Origin of the sequence: Streptomyces sp. VRA16 Mangrove soil (assembly GCF_017377775.1) — a bacterium.
Lineage (GTDB): Bacteria > Actinomycetota > Actinomycetes > Streptomycetales > Streptomycetaceae > Streptomyces.
The window spans coordinates 98,704-115,172 of sequence record NZ_JAFVLN010000014.1; the positions used below are offsets into that span (position 1 = coordinate 98,704).

Genomic DNA, 16,469 nt, shown 5'->3' on the forward strand with positions numbered 1-16,469 from the left:
AGAGATCAGATCCGGTATCCGGAGCCCGGCACGGTGACGATGACGGCGGGCTCGCCGAGCTTGCGGCGCAGGGTCATCACGGTGACGCGGACGACGTTCGTGAACGGGTCCGTGTTCTCGTCCCAGGCCTTCTCCAGGAGCTGCTCCGCCGAGACGACGGCGCCCTCGCTGCGCAGCAGCACCTCCAGGACGGCGAACTCCTTGGGGGCGAGCTGGATCTCCTTGCCGTCGCGGAACACCTCGCGGCGGTTCGGGTCGAGCTTGATGCCCGCCCGCTCCAGGACGGGCGGCAGCGGCACGCTCGTACGGCGTCCGAGCGCCCGGACACGGGCGGTCAGCTCGCTGAACGCGAAGGGCTTGGGGAGATAGTCGTCCGCGCCGAGCTCCAGGCCCTCCACCCGGTCGCTGACGTCGCCGGAGGCGGTCAGCATCAGGATGCGGGTGGCCATGCCCAGCTCCACGATCTTGCGGGCGACGTCGTCGCCGTGCACGAGCGGGAGGTCACGATCGAGGACGACCACGTCGTAGTCGTTGACGCCGATGCGCTCCAGGGCGGCCGCACCGTCGTACACGACGTCGACGGCCATGGCCTCCCGGCGCAGTCCGGTGGCCACCGCATCGGCGAGCAGCTGCTCGTCCTCGACGACGAGTACGCGCACGTCGCTTGTCCTTTCCACTCAGGCAGCTAAGCCTTTGGACCGGCCACGGACAGCACTCGGGCGCACGTGGACAGGTCCGGTCACAGGGTTGTGGCCCCCATCCTGCCCCTTTCGGCCATAAACCGGCTGTAAGGCGGCCTGGCGTCCGGGGAGTACGGGATTTTCTCCGAGTTTCCGACCGGGCGAGGTTTCTCCGGAAGGGAGCGTGGGGAGGACGGCACTACACCCGCGATCACGCTTTGTATGTGGCATGCCACGAGCCGCTGTCGAGTCCGCTTCCGCAGAGCGGCTCGGGACGTGATCGCCCCTTCCACAGGGCACACCCCCGTGCCACCGACCCACGACCCAGGACGAGGGGGCGCAACCATGGACGCATTCACCGCAGGACTGCTGCAGCGCATCAAGGCGGCCGAAACCGACCTGACGCGGGCGCGCGAGACCGGCGACGACTTCCTTGCCGAGGTCGAGCAGGGCGAGCTGGACGACCTCCACCGCCTCGCCGCCGAGCACGGCGTGGAGATCCACGCCTCGAGCGTCTGACCCGTACGGCACACAGCGCACCAAGAGGCCCCGGCGCCCGGTTCGATCCAGGCGGGCGCCGGGGCCTTCTCCTGTGCGCGCTCAGTCGTGCCAGGCGCCGAGCTCCTCCAGGCGGCCCTGGAGCGCCTCGAAGAGGCCGGGCGGGGCCGCGACGGTCAGTTCGGGCGAGGCGACGACGCCGGGGCGGCCACCGGTCAGGGCGCCCGCCTCGCGCGCGATGAGGTCACCGGCCGCGAAGTCCCAGGGATTCAGGCCGCGTTCGTAGTACGCGTCCAGGCGGCCCGTCGCCACGTCGCACAGGTCGATGGCGGCCGATCCGCCGCGCCGGATGTCGCGCACGCGCGGGATCAACTCCCGTACGACATCCGCCTGATGGACCCGTCGGTTCTCCAGGTAGCCGAATCCGGTGCCGACCAGGGCCTGTTCGAAAGGGGGTGCCACGCGCACGCGGGCGGGCTTGTCGTTCACGAACGCGCCGCCGCCGAGGACGGCGCGGTAGGTCTCGCCGCGCATCGGCGCCGCGACCACCCCGACGATCGTCTCGCCGTCCTTGCGAGCCGCGATGGAGACGGACCAATCGGGGCGCCCGTAAAGGTAGTTGACCGTCCCGTCGATGGGGTCGATCACCCACTCGACGCCGCTGGTGCCCTCGGTGGCGGCGCCCTCCTCGCCGAGCACGCCGTCGTCGGGACGGCGCTCGGCGAGGAAGTCCGTGATCAGCTTCTCGGAGGCGATGTCCATCTCGGTGACGACGTCGACGGCGCTCGTCTTGGTGGCGGCGACGCCCAGGTCGTCCGGGCGGCCGTCACGCAGGAAGGCGCCCGCGCGGGCCGCCGCCTCCAGGGCGACGTCGAGAAGCTCTGCCTTCAGTTCGGTCACAGCGGTGTCCCTTGTCCTCTCGGTGCTTCGCTACGCGTACGGGCTGTCGGCGCCCGCGGCCGCGGGCCTGAGGGCGCGGGCCGGGCAGCAGCCCACCGGGCACAGGTCGTGACTCGCGCCGAGCGCGCCCAGTGCGCACGGCGTGACGGCCGCGCCGCTCTCGCTCGCGGCGCGCTCCACGATCAACTCCCGTACGGCGGCGGCGAAACGCGGGTCGGCGCCGACGGTCGCGGAACGGCGCACGGGCAGGCCGATCTCCTCGGCCTTCGCCTTGGCCTCGGTGTCGAGGTCGTAGAGGACCTCCATGTGGTCCGAGACGAACCCGATGGGGGCCATGACGACCGCGGGCACGCCGGCGCCCTTCCGCTCGTCCAGGTGGTCGCAGATGTCGGGCTCCAGCCACGGGATGTGCGGGGCGCCGGAGCGCGACTGGTAGACGAGCTGCCAGGGGTGGTCGACGCCGGTCTCCTCGCGGACGGCGTCGGCGATCAGCCGCGCGACGTCCAGGTGCTGCTTCACGTACGCGCCGCCGTCGCCGTGGGCTTCGACGGGGCCCGAGCCGTCGGCCGCGGCCGTGGGGATGGAGTGCGTGGTGAAGGCGATGTGGGCGCCGTCGCGCACGCCCTCGGGGAGCTCGGCGAGGGACTTCAGGACGCCGTCGATCATGGGGCGTACGAAGCCGGGGTGGTTGAAGTAGTGCCGCAGCTTGTCGATCTTCGGCAGCTCCAGGCCCTCGGCCTCAAGGGCGGCGAGCGAGTCCGCCAGGTTCTCGCGGTACTGGCGGCAGCCCGAGTACGAGGCGTACGCGCTGGTGGCGAGGACCAGGATGCGGCGGTGGCCGTCGGTGACCATCTCGCGCAGGGTGTCGGTCAGGTAGGGCGCCCAGTTGCGGTTGCCCCAGTACACGGGCAGGTCCAGGCCGTGGTCGGCGAAGTCCTTGCGCAGGGCGTCGAGCAGCGCCCTGTTCTGCTCGTTGATCGGGCTGACCCCGCCGAACAGGAAGTAGTGCTGCCCGACCTCCTTGAGCCGCTCCTTGGGGATGCCGCGACCCTTCGTCACGTTCTCCAGGAACGGGACGACGTCGTCGGGTCCCTCGGGCCCTCCGAAGGAGAGCAGGAGCAGGGCGTCGTAGGGGCGGGCGTCGAGGCCGGCAGCGTGCTCTTCTGGCATGTGTTCGATCCTGCCACCCGCCACTGACAGGCGGAAAACCGGCATGCCGCACGAACCATGACACGCGTAAGCTGTGTCAACCAGTTTTATGCCTTACCGGCCTCATCGGAGTCGTGTTGCCCAGCCCGTACCGCGCCATATTCGCCCTGCCCGGCACCAAGAGCTTCTCCCTCGCCGGGTTCCTGGGCCGGATGCCCCTGTCGATGATGGGCATCGGGATCGTCACGATGGTCTCGCAGCTGACCGGGCGCTACGGCCTCGCGGGGGCGCTGTCGGCGACGGTGGCGCTGTCCGCGGCCGCGATCGGCCCGCAGATCTCTCGGCTCGTCGACCAGTACGGACAGCGGCGCGTACTGCGCCCGGCCACGCTCGTCTCGCTGGTGGCGGTCACGGCGATGCTGCTGTGCGCCAAGTACGAGGCACCGGACTGGACACTCTTCCTGTCCGCCGCGTTCATCGGCTGCGTGCCGAGCGTCGGTTCGATGATCCGCGCGCGGTGGGCGGTGCTCTACGGGGACACCCCGCGCCAGCTGCACACCGCGTACTCGTTCGAATCGGTCGTCGACGAGGTGTGCTTCATCTTCGGGCCGATCATCTCGATCGGCCTGTCCACCGCGTGGTTCCCGGAGGCGGGGCCGCTGCTCGCGGGTTGTTTCCTCGCGGCCGGCGTCTTCTGGCTGACCGGCCAGCGCGCCACCGAACCGGCGCCGCACCCCCGCACCCAGCACAGCGGCGGATCGGCGCTCCGCGCGCGCGGGCTGCAGGTTCTGGTGGGCACCTTCGTGGCGACGGGCGCGATCTTCGGCTCCGTCGACGTGGTGACGGTCGCCTTCGCGGAGGACCAGGGGCACAAGTCGCTGGCGAGCGTCGTCCTCGCGGTGTACGCGGCCGGGTCCTGTGTGGCGGGTGCGGTGTTCGGACTGCTGCACTTCAAGGGGGCGCCCGCGCGCAGGTGGCTGGTGGGTGTCGTCGCGATGGCCGTGAGTATGATCCCCCTCCAACTGGTCGGGAACCTGTCGCTCCTGGCCGTGGCGCTCTTCGTAGCGGGCCTGTCCATCGCTCCGACGATGATCACGACGATGGCCCTCGTCGAGCAGCACGTACCACGCGCGAAACTGACCGAGGGCATGACCTGGGTGAGCACCGGACTCGCGGTCGGTGTCGCGCTCGGCTCCTCCGTGGCCGGCTGGGTGATCGACGCCGCCGGTGCGAAGGCCGGGTACGGGGTGCCGGGAGTCTCCGGCGCCGTCGCGGTCGTGATCGCGTTCCTGGGCTACCGCCGGCTGAAGCAGCCGGTTCCGCAGCGGGGAGGAACTACCGATGAGCACGGCGCAGACGGGCAGCAAGAAGAGCAGCGAAGCGTGGCGTAACTGGGCGGGGAACGTCGTCTCCCGTCCCGCGCGCGAGGTGACGCCCGCGTCGGTCGAGGAACTGACCGCCGCCGTGCGCGCGGCGGCGGCGGACGGCCTCAAGGTCAAGGCCGTCGGCACCGGCCACTCCTTCACCGCGGCGGCCGCGACCGACGGTGTGTTGATCCGTCCTCAACTGTTGACCGGTATACGCACCATCGACCGGGAGAACGGCACGGTCACGGTCGAGGCCGGTACCCCGCTCAAGCGTCTCAACATGGCTCTGGCCCGTGAGGGCCTGTCGCTCACGAACATGGGCGACATCATGGAGCAGACCGTCTCCGGCGCCACCAGCACCGGCACCCACGGCACGGGCCGCGATTCGGCCTCCATCGCCGCGCAGATCAAGGGACTTGAGCTGGTCACGGCGAGCGGTGAGCTGCTCACCTGCTCCGCTGACGGGACCGACGAAGAACGCGCGGTCTTCGCCGCCGCCCGGATCGGCCTGGGCGCCCTCGGCATCGTCACGGCGATCACGTTCGCCGTCGAGCCGCTCTTCCTGCTCACCGCGCGCGAGGAGCCGATGGGCTTCGACCAGGTGCTCGCGGACTTCGACGAGCTGCACGCGGAGAACGAGCACTTCGAGTTCTACTGGTTCCCGCACACCGGCAACTGCAACACCAAGCGCAACAACCGCAGCGCGGGCCCCGAGGCGCCCGTGTCGGCGATCAGCAGCCTGTGGGAGGACGAGATCCTCTCCAACGGTCTGTTCCAGGTGGTGAATTCGATCGGCAGGGCCGTGCCGGCCACGATTCCGGCCATCGCCAAGATCTCCAGCAAGGCGCTGTCGGCCCGGACGTACACCGACATCCCCTACAAGGTCTTCACATCTCCGCGCCGGGTGCGCTTCGTGGAGATGGAGTACGCGGTTCCGCGTGAGGCCCTCGTGGAGACGCTGCGCGAGCTGAAGTCCATGGTGGAACGCTCGAACCTGCGCGTCAGCTTCCCCGTGGAGGTCCGCACCGCCCCGGCCGACGACATCGCGCTCTCCACCGCGTCCGGCCGGGACAGCGCGTACATCGCCGTCCACATGTACAAGGGCACCCCGTACCAGCGGTACTTCACCGCCGCCGAGCGGATCTTCACCGCGCACGAGGGGCGCCCGCACTGGGGCAAGGTGCACACCCGCGACGCCGAGTACTTCGCGCAGGCGTACCCGCGCTTCGGCGAGTTCACGAAGCTGCGCGACCGCCTGGACCCGGACCGCCTGTTCGGCAACGCCTACCTGCGCCGGGTCCTCGGCGACTGACCGCGCCCCGGGGGCTACTCCCCCGACGTCTGCGCGCCGGTGTCACCGGTCGCGCCGGTCTCCGCGCCCGCGCTCTGCGACGGGGTCGGCGTGGGCGTCGGGGTCGACGACGAACCGTCGTCGCCTGAGCCGGCGCCGGTGTCGGACCCGGAGCCCGTGTCGGAGCCGGTGTCCGAGCCGCTCCCGGTACCGGAGTCGCTGCTGCCGCTCGGCGTCGGCGTGGGCGACGAGTTGCCGTCCGTGGCCGGGTCGTCGCCGTTCTGCGTGCCGTTGCCCGAGCCGGTGCCGCTGTCGTCGGAGGGCGTCGGGGAGGTGCCGGTCGACGGGTCGGTATCGCTGCCGGACGACGCGTTGTGCCCCTTGAAGGCGTCGCCGATCGTGGTGCTCCTGCCGTCGCCGCTGAAGCTCTGGCCGCTCACCAGCTCGTACGTGGTGATGCCGCCCATGGTGACGCCGAAGACGAGGGCCGCGGCGATCAACGGCCGCTTCCAGCTCTTGACGCGCGCGCGGTGAACGGTGCCGTCGGTGAACTCCTCGTCGGCGAACTCCGGGTCGGCGGGCGCCCGTCCGGAGCCTTCGCCCACGGGGCGCAGCAGGCGCGTGGCCTCGTCCACGGGCCCGGCGTCGAGGAGTCGGGTCCTGTCCGGGTCCGCCGGGCCCACCGTGCCGAGCATCCGGGTCGCGTCGTCACCGACGCCCATGGCGGTGCCGGCTCCGGTGTCGACGCCGGGTTCGGTGTCGGTTCCGGCCAGCAGATCGGCGACCGCGCCGGTGTCGAGCAGCTGTGTCCTGTCGGACTCGGCCGCCGAACCCGCGGCGGTCCCACCGGCGCCGGTGACCGCCTGCGGCAGCACGGTCGTCGCGTCGGCGTCCGCGGTCACCGGCCTGCCCCAGGTGGTGGTGGCGGGCACCGCGCCCGGCGCGGTGCGCGGCGCGGGCGGCCTGTCGCCCGTGACCATGGCCCGCGTGGCGTCCATGGAGGCGTCGGAGCGGAACGTGCGCGGGACGGGGCGTCCCTCTGCCGTCACCGGGACCTGCCGCCCCTTGGGCTTGGCGGTCACGGCGACGTCGCGTATCTGCTCTCCCGTACGGCGGAAGAAGTGCTGGAAGACCGTGCCGCCACAGGTGGCGAGGGCGCTGACCACGCCGGCGCCCAGGATCGTCCCGTAGACGCCGAGACCGGAGGCGAGCTTGGCGGCCACGACCGCCGCCACCGCACTGCCCGCCACCTGAGGCACGCTCAGATCCAGCCGCTTCTTCTCCTTGGGCTCTCCCTGATCGTCCTTGGAGTTTTCCGGCTTTTCGCCCATCTCCCGACCTGTCCTGCCTTTCTCAACATCCCACTTGTTTCATGTGGAAGCTCCCGAGGCTACGTGAACTTCCTGTGTCACATGAGATAGGGACGTATGACAGGAGTCACCAGTTCCAGTTCTGCAGATTTCGTGAAGCACGCCACGCACTTCCGCCATGAATCGGGCACGGCCGATCGACGCCCCATGCCCAACTCCCACCCCCTGTGAGAAGTTGAGCGGCGTGCCGATCCACGCAAGTGGCCCGAATGGAGTACTGTTGCGAGCCCTGGGTCCGGTCTCCCGCCAGGGTGTACCGGGGCCTTCCAGGACCGCCGGGAGGGGGCTCGTTGCACAGGGTGACGAACTCGGTCACTTAGCGTTGCGAATAGGTAACCGTGCCATAACGGCGATCTTGGGTCCATGCCCGACACGCCGGGCAACTCGGCAAGGTTGTGGCAGGCTGCACCCGGGCAGGCCACACTCGACTAGCGGAAGCAGCGACGCACGTGACGTCGGCAGGCACCACCCGGGAGGTCCCCATGCCCGAACTGCGTGTCGTGGCCGTCTCTAACGACGGCACACGGCTGGTGCTGAAGGCTGCGGACAGCACGGAGTACACGCTTCCGATCGACGAGCGCCTCCGGGCCGCCGTGCGCGGCGACCGTCCGCGTCTCGGCCAGATCGAGATCGAGGTGGAGTCCCACCTCCGCCCGCGTGACATCCAGGCCCGGATACGAGCAGGCGCGTCCGCGGAGGAAGTCGCCCAGCTCGCCGGTATTCCGGTCGACCGCGTACGCCGTTTCGAGGGCCCCGTGCTCGCGGAGCGTGCGTTCATGGCCGAGCGGGCCAGGAAGACTCCCGTGCGCCGTCCGGGCGAGACCACCGGCCCTCAGCTCGGCGAGGCGGTGCAGGAGCGACTCCTGCTGCGCGGCGCCGACAAGGAAACCGTCCAGTGGGACTCCTGGCGCCGTGACGACGGCACCTGGGAAGTCCTGCTCGTCTACCGGGTCGCGGGCGAACCGCACTCGGCGAGCTGGACGTACGACCCGCCCCGCAGGCTCGTCCAGGCCGTGGACGACGAGGCGCGCTCGCTGATCGGCGAGAGCGACGACATCGGCGCGCCCGAGCCCACGTTCCCGTTCGTGCCGCGCATCGCACGGCTGCCCAGGGACAGGCCGCTCGACCGCGCCCTGGACCGGCAGTTGGAGCGCCCGGCACCCCCGGAGCCGCCCGCGGAGGACAACCTCCCGGCGATCGCCTCCTCCTCGGAGCGCGACTCGCTGACCAGCCTCCTGGAGGCGGTGCCCAGTTACCGCGGCGACATCGTGGTGCCCGACCGCCCGACGGCGGCGCCCGAACCGCCGCAGGAGGAGCCGGAGCCGCCCGCGGCCGCCGAGGTCGAGGAGCCGCCGGCGCCCGCCGCGTCGGCCGGCGCGGGAGCCGCGTACGCGGACGTGCTGATGCCGCGTTCCGTGGCGGGCCACCGGGACCGCCTGACCGGCACCACCGACCGCCAGGCGGAGGCCGACGGCGTCCGACCCGGGCGCCGGGCCGCGGTGCCGAGCTGGGACGAGATCGTGTTCGGCACGCGCCGCAAGAAGCAGGACTAGGCAGGACCGGCCCGCACCCGTAGGTACGTGGAGAGGGCCCGGGGCGTTCAGCGCCGTGGGCCCTCAACCGCGTACCGGGGAACGGCTACTGAGGGTCCGGGCCCTTCGCCACCGGGCGGGACTCGTCCGCCGACCACTGCGACCACGAGCCGACGTACAGCTGCGCGTCGATCCCGGCGACCGCGAGCGCCAGGACCTCGTGGGCGCCCGAGACGCCGGAACCGCAGTAGACGCCGACCTGGCCGGGGTCCCCGGTCGCGCCGAGGGCCTTGAAGCGCTCGGTGAGGACGTCCGCGCCCAGGAAGCGGCCGTCGGGGGCGACGTTCTCGGTGGTCGGGGCCGACACCGCGCCCGGGATGTGGCCGCCGACGCGGTCGATGGGCTCCACGTCGCCCCGGTAGCGCTCGGCGGCTCGGGCGTCCAGGAGGAGGCCGGAGCGGGCCAGCGCGGCCGCCGCGTCCGCGTCGAGGAGGCCGGTGGCACCGGGTGCAGGGACGAAGTCGCCCGGTTCCGGCGCCGGAGTCGCCGTCTCCAGAGGTCCTTCCCAGGTGGGCAGGCCGCCGTCGAGGACCCGCACGGACGGGTGACCCGTCCAGCGCAGCAGCCACCAGGCGCGGGCCGCGGCCCAGCCCTGGCCGCCGTCGTAGACAACGACGTCGCGGTCCGCCGACACGCCCGCTGCGCGTACGGCGGCACCGAACACGGCGAGGTCGGGAAGGGGGTGGCGGCCGGTTCCGGGACCCGCCGCGCCGGCCAGCTCCCTGTCGAGGTCGATGAAGACCGCGCCAGGGACGTGACCTGCCGCGTACTCGGCCCTGCCGTCGAATTCCGGGGCGCCCGAGGCCTTCGCGAGGCTGAGCTGCCAACGGATGTCGAGCACGACGGGAGGCCGCTCCCCCGCCAACTCGCTGTCAAGTTCGGATGCGGTGATGATGGCATTCATGAGGGCCATCCTTGCTCATGGTCTGGCCGGAGCGGCCCGGTTCGGATAGCGTGCTCGATCGACTACGCAGCGTCGATCGGTCGGACACGGACGGGTCACGGCGCGGCAACGTCCGCGAAACACCGTTTCGGGCATCCTCTGCGGGAGTCCGGCGGTCTCGGCGCGGTCAGGAAGCGCCGCGCGGCACGGGGTGCCACCATCAGCACGGGCGCGATGCGACACATGGGAGCCCTGGTGAGGGCCCGAGGGTTCTGGCCCGAGAAGTCCGAGGAGAGAGTGACGATGACCGAGGCAGCAGCCCGGCGCGTACCCGGCACGCCCTGCTGGGTGAGCCTGATGGTGCACGACATGGCGGCGACGCAGGACTTCTACGGGGCACTGTTCGGCTGGGAGTTCAGGCCAGGACCACAGCAGCTCGGCCCCTACGTCCGGGCCCTCCTCGACGGCGCGGAGGTGGCCGGCATCGGCCAGCTGCCACCGGACCGTCATCTGCCGGTCGCCTGGACGCCGTATCTGGCGGCGGACGACGTGGACACGGCGGCCGAGTCGGTGCGGCACTGCGGCGGCACGGTGGGCGTCGGCCCGCTGGACGCCGGTGAGGCGGGCCGGCTGGCGATCGCCTCCGACCCGGTGGGCTCGGTGTTCGGCCTGTGGCAGGCGGCCGCGCACCTGGGCATGGCGGTGACCGGGGTGCCCGGCTCGGTGGCGTGGAACGAGCTGGTGACGTCGGAGACCGCGAGCGTCGCCAAGTTCTACCAGGCGGTCTTCGGATACGCCGAAGAGGCCGTCGTCTCCGCCGACTTCGACCATCTGACGCTGCGCCTGGAGGGGCACCCGGTGGCGTCCGTGCACGGGGTCGGACACGCTCTGCCCCGCGACCGCGGCTCGCACTGGATGACGTACTTCGAGGTCTCCGACGTCGACGAGGCCGTGGAGCGGGTCGCCGACCTGGGCGGCCATGTGGTCAGCCCGGCCCGGGACGGCTCGCACGGGCGGGTGGCGACGGTGGCGGATCCGGAGGGGGCGCGGTTCGCCCTGGTGGCGTCGCAGGGCGAGTGAACGGTCGGCCGGCCCGGCCCGCGGCCCCGCAGGTTCGGTGGTCCGGGGTGAATCCCCGGCCCGTGAACGCAGTTGGCAGGGCGGGCCCGGCTCAGGCCGGAGCGACGGGGAGCATCTCCGGTGACAGGGCGGCCGCGTGGGCCGCCGCGCTGGTCATGCGCTTGCGGTGGTGGCGTCGGCACAGCACTTCGTAGCCGACCTCGCGGTCGGACTCGGCGACGTCGCCCACCACGACCTGGGCGCCTTCCACCACCATCTCGCCGCCCACCGTACGGGCGTTGTGGGTGGCACGGGCGCCGCACCAGCACAGGTTCTCGACCTGGAGGGTCTCCACCCGGTCGGCCAGTTCCAGCAGGCGCTGCGAACCGGGGAAGAGCTTCGCGCGGAAGTCGGTGGTGATACCGAAGGCGAAGACGTCCAGGTCCAGGTCGTCGACGATCCGGGCGAGCTGGTCGATCTGGTCGGCGCCGAGGAACTGGGCCTCGTCCACGATCGCGTAGTCGATCCGCTCGCCGCCGGAGAGCTGGGTGACCGCGTAGGCATACAGGTCCAGGTCCGCCGCGGCCTCGACCGCGTCGGTGACCAGCCCGAGCCGCGACGACAGCTTGCCCTCTCCGGCCCGGTCGTCGCGGGTGAAGATGAGCCCCTGCAACCCGCGCGCGGCGCGGTTGTGCTCGATCTGCAGCGCCAGGGTCGACTTCCCGCAGTTCATCGTTCCGGAGAAGAACACCAGCTCGGACATGGGGAGTTGAGGACCTTTCGGATCAGCGCGGGGGGGTGGGGCGAGGCGGGCAGGCGGTCAGGAACGGACTTCGAGCAGCGGGACGAGCTGCTCCGCCGGGGTCATCGAGCCGTGGTTGCCGACCATCGCGGACTCCTTCGGCTCGTTCTCGGAGGCGATGATGACCACGTCGTCGCGGGCCGCGGCGATCACGTCGCCGAGCCTGTCGTACACCCGCCGGTCGACCTGCGGCCCGAACCAGCCGGCGGCGATCGCCTCGTCGCGCGACGCGATCCAGAACTGCTCGCCGAGCACCTCGCGCCACACGGCCAGCACATCGCCCTGGGCGCCGGGAACCGCGTACACATGGCGGGCCCGGCCCTCGCCGCCGAGCAGCGCGACGCCCGCGCGCAGCTCCCAGTCCTCGTCGAAGTCGATCCGGGACTGCTCGTCGAAGGGGATGTCGACCATGCCGTGGTCGGCGGTGATGTACAGGGCGGCGCGCGGCGGCAGCTGCTCGGCGAGGCGCTGGGCGAGCCGGTCGACGTACATGAGCTGGCCGCGCCACGGGTCGGAGTCGACGCCGAAGCGGTGCCCCTTGCCGTCGACCTCGCTGTAGTACGTGTAGACCAACGACCGGTCCCCCGCGGCCAGTTGCTCGGCGGCCAGGTCCATGCGGTCCTCGCCGGACAGGCGTCCGTAGAAGGTGCCGCCGCTGAGGGCGATCTTCGTGAGGGGCGTCGACTCGAAGGCGGGGGCGGAGACCTGCGCGGTGTGCACGCCCGCGGCGTGTGCGCGCTGGAAGATCGTGGGGTACGGCTGCCAGGTCTGCGGCTTCGTCCACGGGTTCCAGCGGAGCTGGTTCATCAGCTCGCCGGTGTCCGGATTGCGCACCGTGTAGCCGGGCAGGCCGTGGGCGCCGGGCGGCAGGCCCGTGCCGACCGAGGCGAGGGAGGTGGCGGTGGTCGCCGGATATCCCGCGGTGATGGGGCGGCCCGTGCCACCGCGTGAGGAGCCTATGAGCGAGTGCAGGAACGGGGCCTCGTCCGGGTGCGCCTTGATCTGCTCCCAGCCGAGCCCGTCGATGAGGAAGACACAGGCCCGGTCGACCGGGGAGAGCTCGCCGATCGCGGGGGTGCAGTCGGGGACGCCGAGGTGGGCGCCGAGGGTGGGCAGCAGGTCCGCGAGGGATCCGGTGCCGTACGCCGGGACGGGAGCGGAGTGGACGGGCAGCGGCTCTACGTCGTCCCAGGCGGCCTGCGTCATCAGCGTCCCGCGTCCGCGGTGGCCTCGGACAGGGACTGGGCGAAGGCGAGGGCCTGGCGCACGGTCTCAGGACCGTCGCCCGCCTCGCTGACGCGCAGGCTCAGGTCGTCGGCCGTCGAGCTGCCGGTGTAGCCGTGGTCCGCCTCGCAGTTGGGGTCGCCGCAGGCGGCGGGCTCCAGGTCGAGACGGGAGACGGCGCCCCAGCCGATGGTGAGGACGACCTCGCGGGGGAGCGTGCCGGGGACGTACTTCTCCGGGTTCGCCACCACGCGGCTGAGCACGACCGAGGAGATCCGGCCGAGCTTCACGGACTCCGTGGACGTCGTCGCGTACGGGGTCGGGGACGTGCTGTCGGCCGCCTGCTCGTCGGTGTGGCTGACGATGAAGCGGGTGTCGGTCAGGACCAGGACGGTGACATGACGGCGGACCTCGTTCGCGTCGAACGTGGTCTCCTGGTGCACGAGGTACGACGAGATGGGCTCGCCGCCGACCGCGGCCTCCACCGCCTCGGCCACGAGGGCCGGGTAGTAGCCGCTGCGCTCGATCGCTGCGCGCAGCCCTTGGGTCGTCGTACTGGTCTTGGCCATGGTGTCCATCCTAAGGCCCGGGAAGAGGCCGCCGGTGCGCCTGTGGATAACTCTGTGTAAGGGCATTTCCCGGCAGATCCACCGCTGAACCGGGGCCGGGGGTCAGTACGCGACGGGCAGGGTGCGCGGGCCCAGGTCGTCGCGGGCGGGCGGGGGCGCGAGCCGGACGGAGGCGCCGAGCACGGTCAGTCCCGTCTGCGCGACCACCACCGGTTCCAGGGCGACCGCGACGACCTCGGGGTGGTCGTCGACGAGCCGCGACACCCGCTGGAGCAGCTCCTCCAGGGCGGGCGTGTCCACCGGCGCCGCGCCGCGCCAGCCGAACAGGATCGGGGCCGTCTTGATGGAGCGGACGACCGCCTGGGCGTCGCGGTCGGTGACGGGGATCAGGCGGTGCGCGGTGTCGCCGAGCAGTTCGGAGGCGGCTCCGGCCAGGCCGAAGGAGAGCACGGCTCCTGCGGCCGGGTCGATGACGGCCCGTACGACGGTGTCGACGCCGCGCGGGGCCATGGCCTGGACGACGGGCCGCAGCTCGGCGGGCTTGCCGAGCCGCTCGGTGAGGTCGGCGTAGGCGCGCCGCAGATCTCCTTCGTCGGCGAGGTCGAGGCTGACGCCGCCCAGGTCGGGGCGGTGGCGCAGGTGCGGGGCCGTGGTCTTCAGGGCCACCGGGTAGCCGAGCGCGCGGGCCGCTTCGGCGGCCTGGTCAGGGTCGGGCGCGGGCCGCGTCCGCCGTACGTCGATGCCGTACTGGGCGAGGAGCGCGGCGGCGTCCTCGGGGTCCAGGTCGGCGCCGCGCGGGTCGTCGTCCTTGGCGAGCAGCTCGGTGATGAGGGCGGCGGCGCCGGCCTCGTCGATGCGGTCGTACTCGGGCACCTTGCCGGGCTCGGCGGCGTCGTGGCGCCACTGGGCGTACTTGGTGGCTTCGGACAGGGCGCGCACGGCGCGCTCGGCCGCGGGGTAGGCGGGGATGAGGCGCGGGGCTCCCTCGGGTGCACCGGCTGTCGCGGGGGTCGGCCGGGACGGCGCGTTCGGGCCGGTGCTGGCCGCGGCGGAGAGGGCTTCGGCGAGGCCGCCGAGCTCCACGTGGACGACGAGGACGGGCTTGGTGGGTGCGGTGGCGGCGGCCGCGCTCAGGGCGGCGGCCAGCTCCGCGTCCTCGGTGGAGTCCTCCCCCACCACCGGCATCGCGGTGACCACGACGGCGTCGGTCTTGTCGTCGGCCAGCGCCTCTTCGAGGGCGGCGCGGAAGTCCGCTGCGGACGCCTCCGTGGTGAGGTCGCGCGGGGTCTTGGGGCGCAGCCCCTCGGAGAGGCAGACGTCGTAGGTGAGCAGGCCGAGCGACTCCGAGTTGCCGAGGATGGCCACGCGCGGGCCCGCGGGCAGCGGCTGGCGCGCCAGCAGGAGGCCGGTGTCGACGAGTTCGGTGATCGTGTCGACCCGGATGACGCCCGCCTGGCGCAGCAGCGCGGAGACGGTGGCGTACGGGAGCCGGGTGGCCCGCACCGTGTGCCCGGTGGGTGCGACGCCGCTGTGCCGGGCGCCCTGCACGACGACCAGCGGCTTGGCGGCGGCGGTGCGGCGGGCGAGGCGCGTGAACTTGCGCGGGTTGCCGATCGATTCGAGGTACATGAGGGCGACGTCCGTGTCCGCGTCGTCGTACCAGTACTGCAGGACGTCGTTGCCCGACACGTCGGCGCGGTTGCCCGCCGAGACGAACGTGGAGACGCCGGTGACGCCCGTGACGCCGCCGCCTCTGCGGTGCAGGCGGGAGAGCAGGGCGATGCCGATGGCGCCGGACTGGGCGAACAGGCCGATGCGGCCGGCGCGCGGCATCTCGGGCGCGAGCGAGGCGTTGAGCCGCACCTGCGGTGAGGTGTTCACGACGCCGAAGGCGTTCGGGCCGATGATCCGCATCCCGTAGGTGCGCGCCTGGCGGACGAGTTCACGCTGGCGCTCACGGCCCTCGGCGCCGCTCTCGGCGTATCCGGCGGAGACCACGACCAGGCCCTGCACGCCGCGCTCGCCGCACTCGGCGACGACCTCGGGGACGTACGGCGCGGGCACGGCGACGACCGCCAGGTCCACGTGGTCGGCCGGGTCGATGTCGAGGACGCTGCGGTGCGCGGGCACGCCGTCGACCTCGGTCAGGTCCTCGGGGAACGCCTTGTTCACCGCGTACAGGCGGCCGGTGAAGCCCGCGTCCTTCAGGTTGTCGAGAACGCTGCGGCCCACTCCTCCGGGCGCACGCCCCACACCGATCACGGCGACGGAGCCGGGCGCGAGGAGCCGCTGCACGGAGCGGGCCTCGGCGCGCTGCTCGCGCGCGTGCTGCACCGCGAGGGAGGCCTCGGTGGGCTCGATGTCGAACTCCAGGCGGACCACGCCGTCCTCGAAGCTGCGCTTCTGGGTGTATCCGGCGTCCCGGAACACCTTGATCATCTTGGTGTTGGCGGGCAGCACCTCGGCGGCGAACCGCCGGATGCCGCGCTCGCGCGCGACAGCGGCGATGTGCTCCAGGAGGGCGGACGCGACGCCGCGTCCCTGGTGGGCGTCCTGCACCAGGAAGGCGACCTCCGCCTCGTCGGCCGGTGCCGAGGCGGGCATACCCTGGGGGTTGATCCGGTCGTAGCGCACCGTCGCGATGAACTCGCCGCCCACCGTGGCGGCGAGGCCCACCCGGTCCACGTAGTCGTGATGGGTGAAGCGGTGGACGTCCTTGGCGGACAGGCGCGGGTACGGCGCGAAGAAGCGGTAGTACTTCGACTCGTCCGAAACCTGCTCGTAGAAGCTGGTCAGGCGGTCGGCGTCCGCGGTCGTGATGGGCCTGATCCGGGCGGTGCCGCCGTCGCGCAGCACCACGTCGGCCTCCCAATGGGCGGGGTAGGCGTGCCGGTCCGACGGGGTCTCCATGCCGCAAGGGTAGGGCCGCCCGGCGACAATGGGACGGGGCCGCACGGGTCGCGGCCCGCGCGCGCGGGAGGCACGCTGAAAAGACCGGAGGGCGGCGCGGGGACGGGACCCGGGTCCGTGGCAAGCACCGTCCACGGTGTGTGAGAATGGTCTAGACAACTGTGAGACACCTGAA

General features: G+C 72.1%; 14 protein-coding genes. 5 read left to right on the forward strand and 9 right to left on the reverse strand.

Annotated elements, in window-relative coordinates:
* Positions 1 to 5 precede the first annotated feature (5 nt).
* Positions 6 to 659, reverse strand: coding sequence for a response regulator transcription factor (locus tag J3486_RS31395; RefSeq protein ID WP_207826424.1), 654 nt, complete (start codon positions 657 to 659; stop codon positions 6 to 8).
* A 366-nt stretch (positions 660 to 1,025) separates the two neighbouring features.
* On the opposite strand from J3486_RS31395, the gene J3486_RS31400 reads away from it, so the two are divergent.
* Positions 1,026 to 1,199: a hypothetical protein gene (locus J3486_RS31400; protein ID WP_181512503.1), complete on the forward strand. Its 174-nt coding sequence runs from the start codon at positions 1,026 to 1,028 to the stop codon at positions 1,197 to 1,199.
* Between the two features lie 81 nt (positions 1,200 to 1,280).
* Here J3486_RS31400 and J3486_RS31405 read toward each other — a convergent pair whose 3' ends face one another.
* Together J3486_RS31405 and J3486_RS31410 are read right to left on the reverse strand one after the other, a co-directional pair.
* A complete protein-coding gene (locus J3486_RS31405) occupies positions 1,281 to 2,078 on the reverse strand; it encodes an inositol monophosphatase family protein (protein ID WP_207826426.1) in 798 nt (265 codons plus the stop codon).
* Positions 2,079 to 2,108: 30 nt separating this feature from the next.
* Complete coding sequence (locus J3486_RS31410; protein ID WP_207826428.1) at positions 2,109 to 3,248, reverse strand: ferrochelatase; 1,140 nt, start codon at positions 3,246 to 3,248, stop codon at positions 2,109 to 2,111.
* 116 nt (positions 3,249 to 3,364) lie between these two features.
* Between J3486_RS31410 and J3486_RS31415 the strand changes: the two genes are divergently transcribed.
* Positions 3,365 to 4,618 (forward strand): MFS transporter, encoded by a 1,254-nt coding sequence (locus J3486_RS31415; RefSeq protein WP_207826650.1) that lies wholly within the window; start codon positions 3,365 to 3,367, stop codon positions 4,616 to 4,618.
* Positions 4,569 to 5,906: a D-arabinono-1,4-lactone oxidase gene (locus tag J3486_RS31420; RefSeq protein ID WP_207826430.1), complete on the forward strand. Its 1,338-nt coding sequence runs from the start codon at positions 4,569 to 4,571 to the stop codon at positions 5,904 to 5,906. Before J3486_RS31415 ends, J3486_RS31420 begins: the two co-directional genes overlap by 50 nt.
* Before the next feature lie 14 nt (positions 5,907 to 5,920).
* On the opposite strand, the gene J3486_RS31425 is transcribed toward J3486_RS31420, so the two are convergent.
* Entirely contained in the window at positions 5,921 to 7,216 is a 1,296-nt protein-coding gene (locus tag J3486_RS31425; protein WP_207826432.1) for a hypothetical protein, read from the reverse strand.
* Positions 7,217 to 7,737: 521 nt separating this feature from the next.
* Here J3486_RS31425 and sepH point away from each other — a divergent pair.
* The gene (gene sepH / locus J3486_RS31430; RefSeq protein ID WP_207826433.1) at positions 7,738 to 8,808 is read left to right on the forward strand and encodes a septation protein SepH; all 1,071 of its coding nucleotides are present in this window, start codon (positions 7,738 to 7,740) and stop codon (positions 8,806 to 8,808) included.
* An 85-nt stretch (positions 8,809 to 8,893) separates the two neighbouring features.
* Here the strand turns inward: sepH and J3486_RS31435 are convergent, their stop codons facing one another.
* Positions 8,894 to 9,751: a sulfurtransferase gene (locus J3486_RS31435; RefSeq protein WP_207826435.1), complete on the reverse strand. Its 858-nt coding sequence runs from the start codon at positions 9,749 to 9,751 to the stop codon at positions 8,894 to 8,896.
* A 282-nt stretch (positions 9,752 to 10,033) separates the two neighbouring features.
* On the opposite strand from J3486_RS31435, the gene J3486_RS31440 reads away from it, so the two are divergent.
* A complete protein-coding gene (locus tag J3486_RS31440; protein ID WP_207826437.1) occupies positions 10,034 to 10,810 on the forward strand; it encodes a VOC family protein in 777 nt (258 codons plus the stop codon).
* A gap of 91 nt (positions 10,811 to 10,901) precedes the next feature.
* Here the strand turns inward: J3486_RS31440 and J3486_RS31445 are convergent, their stop codons facing one another.
* The 4 genes from J3486_RS31445 to J3486_RS31460 all read right to left on the reverse strand — a co-directional run bounded on the left by J3486_RS31445 (position 10,902) and on the right by J3486_RS31460 (position 16,294).
* Positions 10,902 to 11,552, reverse strand: a complete 651-nt coding sequence (locus J3486_RS31445; protein WP_207826438.1) for a thymidine kinase — start codon at positions 11,550 to 11,552, stop codon at positions 10,902 to 10,904.
* A 57-nt stretch (positions 11,553 to 11,609) separates the two neighbouring features.
* Positions 11,610 to 12,797 carry an alkaline phosphatase family protein gene (locus tag J3486_RS31450; RefSeq protein ID WP_207826439.1) on the reverse strand — a complete coding sequence of 396 codons (1,188 nt, stop codon included), beginning with the start codon at positions 12,795 to 12,797 and terminating at the stop codon, positions 11,610 to 11,612.
* Complete coding sequence (locus tag J3486_RS31455) at positions 12,797 to 13,393, reverse strand: DUF5998 family protein (RefSeq protein ID WP_207826440.1); 597 nt, start codon at positions 13,391 to 13,393, stop codon at positions 12,797 to 12,799. Before J3486_RS31455 ends, J3486_RS31450 begins: the two co-directional genes overlap by 1 nt.
* A gap of 93 nt (positions 13,394 to 13,486) precedes the next feature.
* Entirely contained in the window at positions 13,487 to 16,294 is a 2,808-nt protein-coding gene (locus J3486_RS31460) for a bifunctional GNAT family N-acetyltransferase/acetate--CoA ligase family protein (RefSeq protein ID WP_207826441.1), read from the reverse strand.
* Between the last annotated feature and the right edge of the window lie 175 nt (positions 16,295 to 16,469).

What these genes read in the sequence shown, in the direction of transcription:
- J3486_RS31460 (WP_207826441.1), bottom strand. Translation starts at nt 16,294, where the DNA reads ATGGAGACCCCGTCGGACCGGCACGCCTACCCCGCCCATTGGGAGGCC.
- sepH (WP_207826433.1), top strand. Translation starts at nt 7,738, where the DNA reads ATGCCCGAACTGCGTGTCGTGGCCGTCTCTAACGACGGCACACGGCTG.
- J3486_RS31425 (WP_207826432.1), bottom strand. Translation starts at nt 7,216, where the DNA reads ATGGGCGAAAAGCCGGAAAACTCCAAGGACGATCAGGGAGAGCCCAAG.
- J3486_RS31400 (WP_181512503.1), top strand. Translation starts at nt 1,026, where the DNA reads ATGGACGCATTCACCGCAGGACTGCTGCAGCGCATCAAGGCGGCCGAA.
- J3486_RS31450 (WP_207826439.1), bottom strand. Translation starts at nt 12,797, where the DNA reads ATGACGCAGGCCGCCTGGGACGACGTAGAGCCGCTGCCCGTCCACTCC.
- J3486_RS31435 (WP_207826435.1), bottom strand. Translation starts at nt 9,751, where the DNA reads ATGAATGCCATCATCACCGCATCCGAACTTGACAGCGAGTTGGCGGGG.
- J3486_RS31420 (WP_207826430.1), top strand. Translation starts at nt 4,569, where the DNA reads ATGAGCACGGCGCAGACGGGCAGCAAGAAGAGCAGCGAAGCGTGGCGT.
- J3486_RS31445 (WP_207826438.1), bottom strand. Translation starts at nt 11,552, where the DNA reads ATGTCCGAGCTGGTGTTCTTCTCCGGAACGATGAACTGCGGGAAGTCG.
- J3486_RS31410 (WP_207826428.1), bottom strand. Translation starts at nt 3,248, where the DNA reads ATGCCAGAAGAGCACGCTGCCGGCCTCGACGCCCGCCCCTACGACGCC.
- J3486_RS31440 (WP_207826437.1), top strand. Translation starts at nt 10,034, where the DNA reads ATGACCGAGGCAGCAGCCCGGCGCGTACCCGGCACGCCCTGCTGGGTG.
- J3486_RS31455 (WP_207826440.1), bottom strand. Translation starts at nt 13,393, where the DNA reads ATGGACACCATGGCCAAGACCAGTACGACGACCCAAGGGCTGCGCGCA.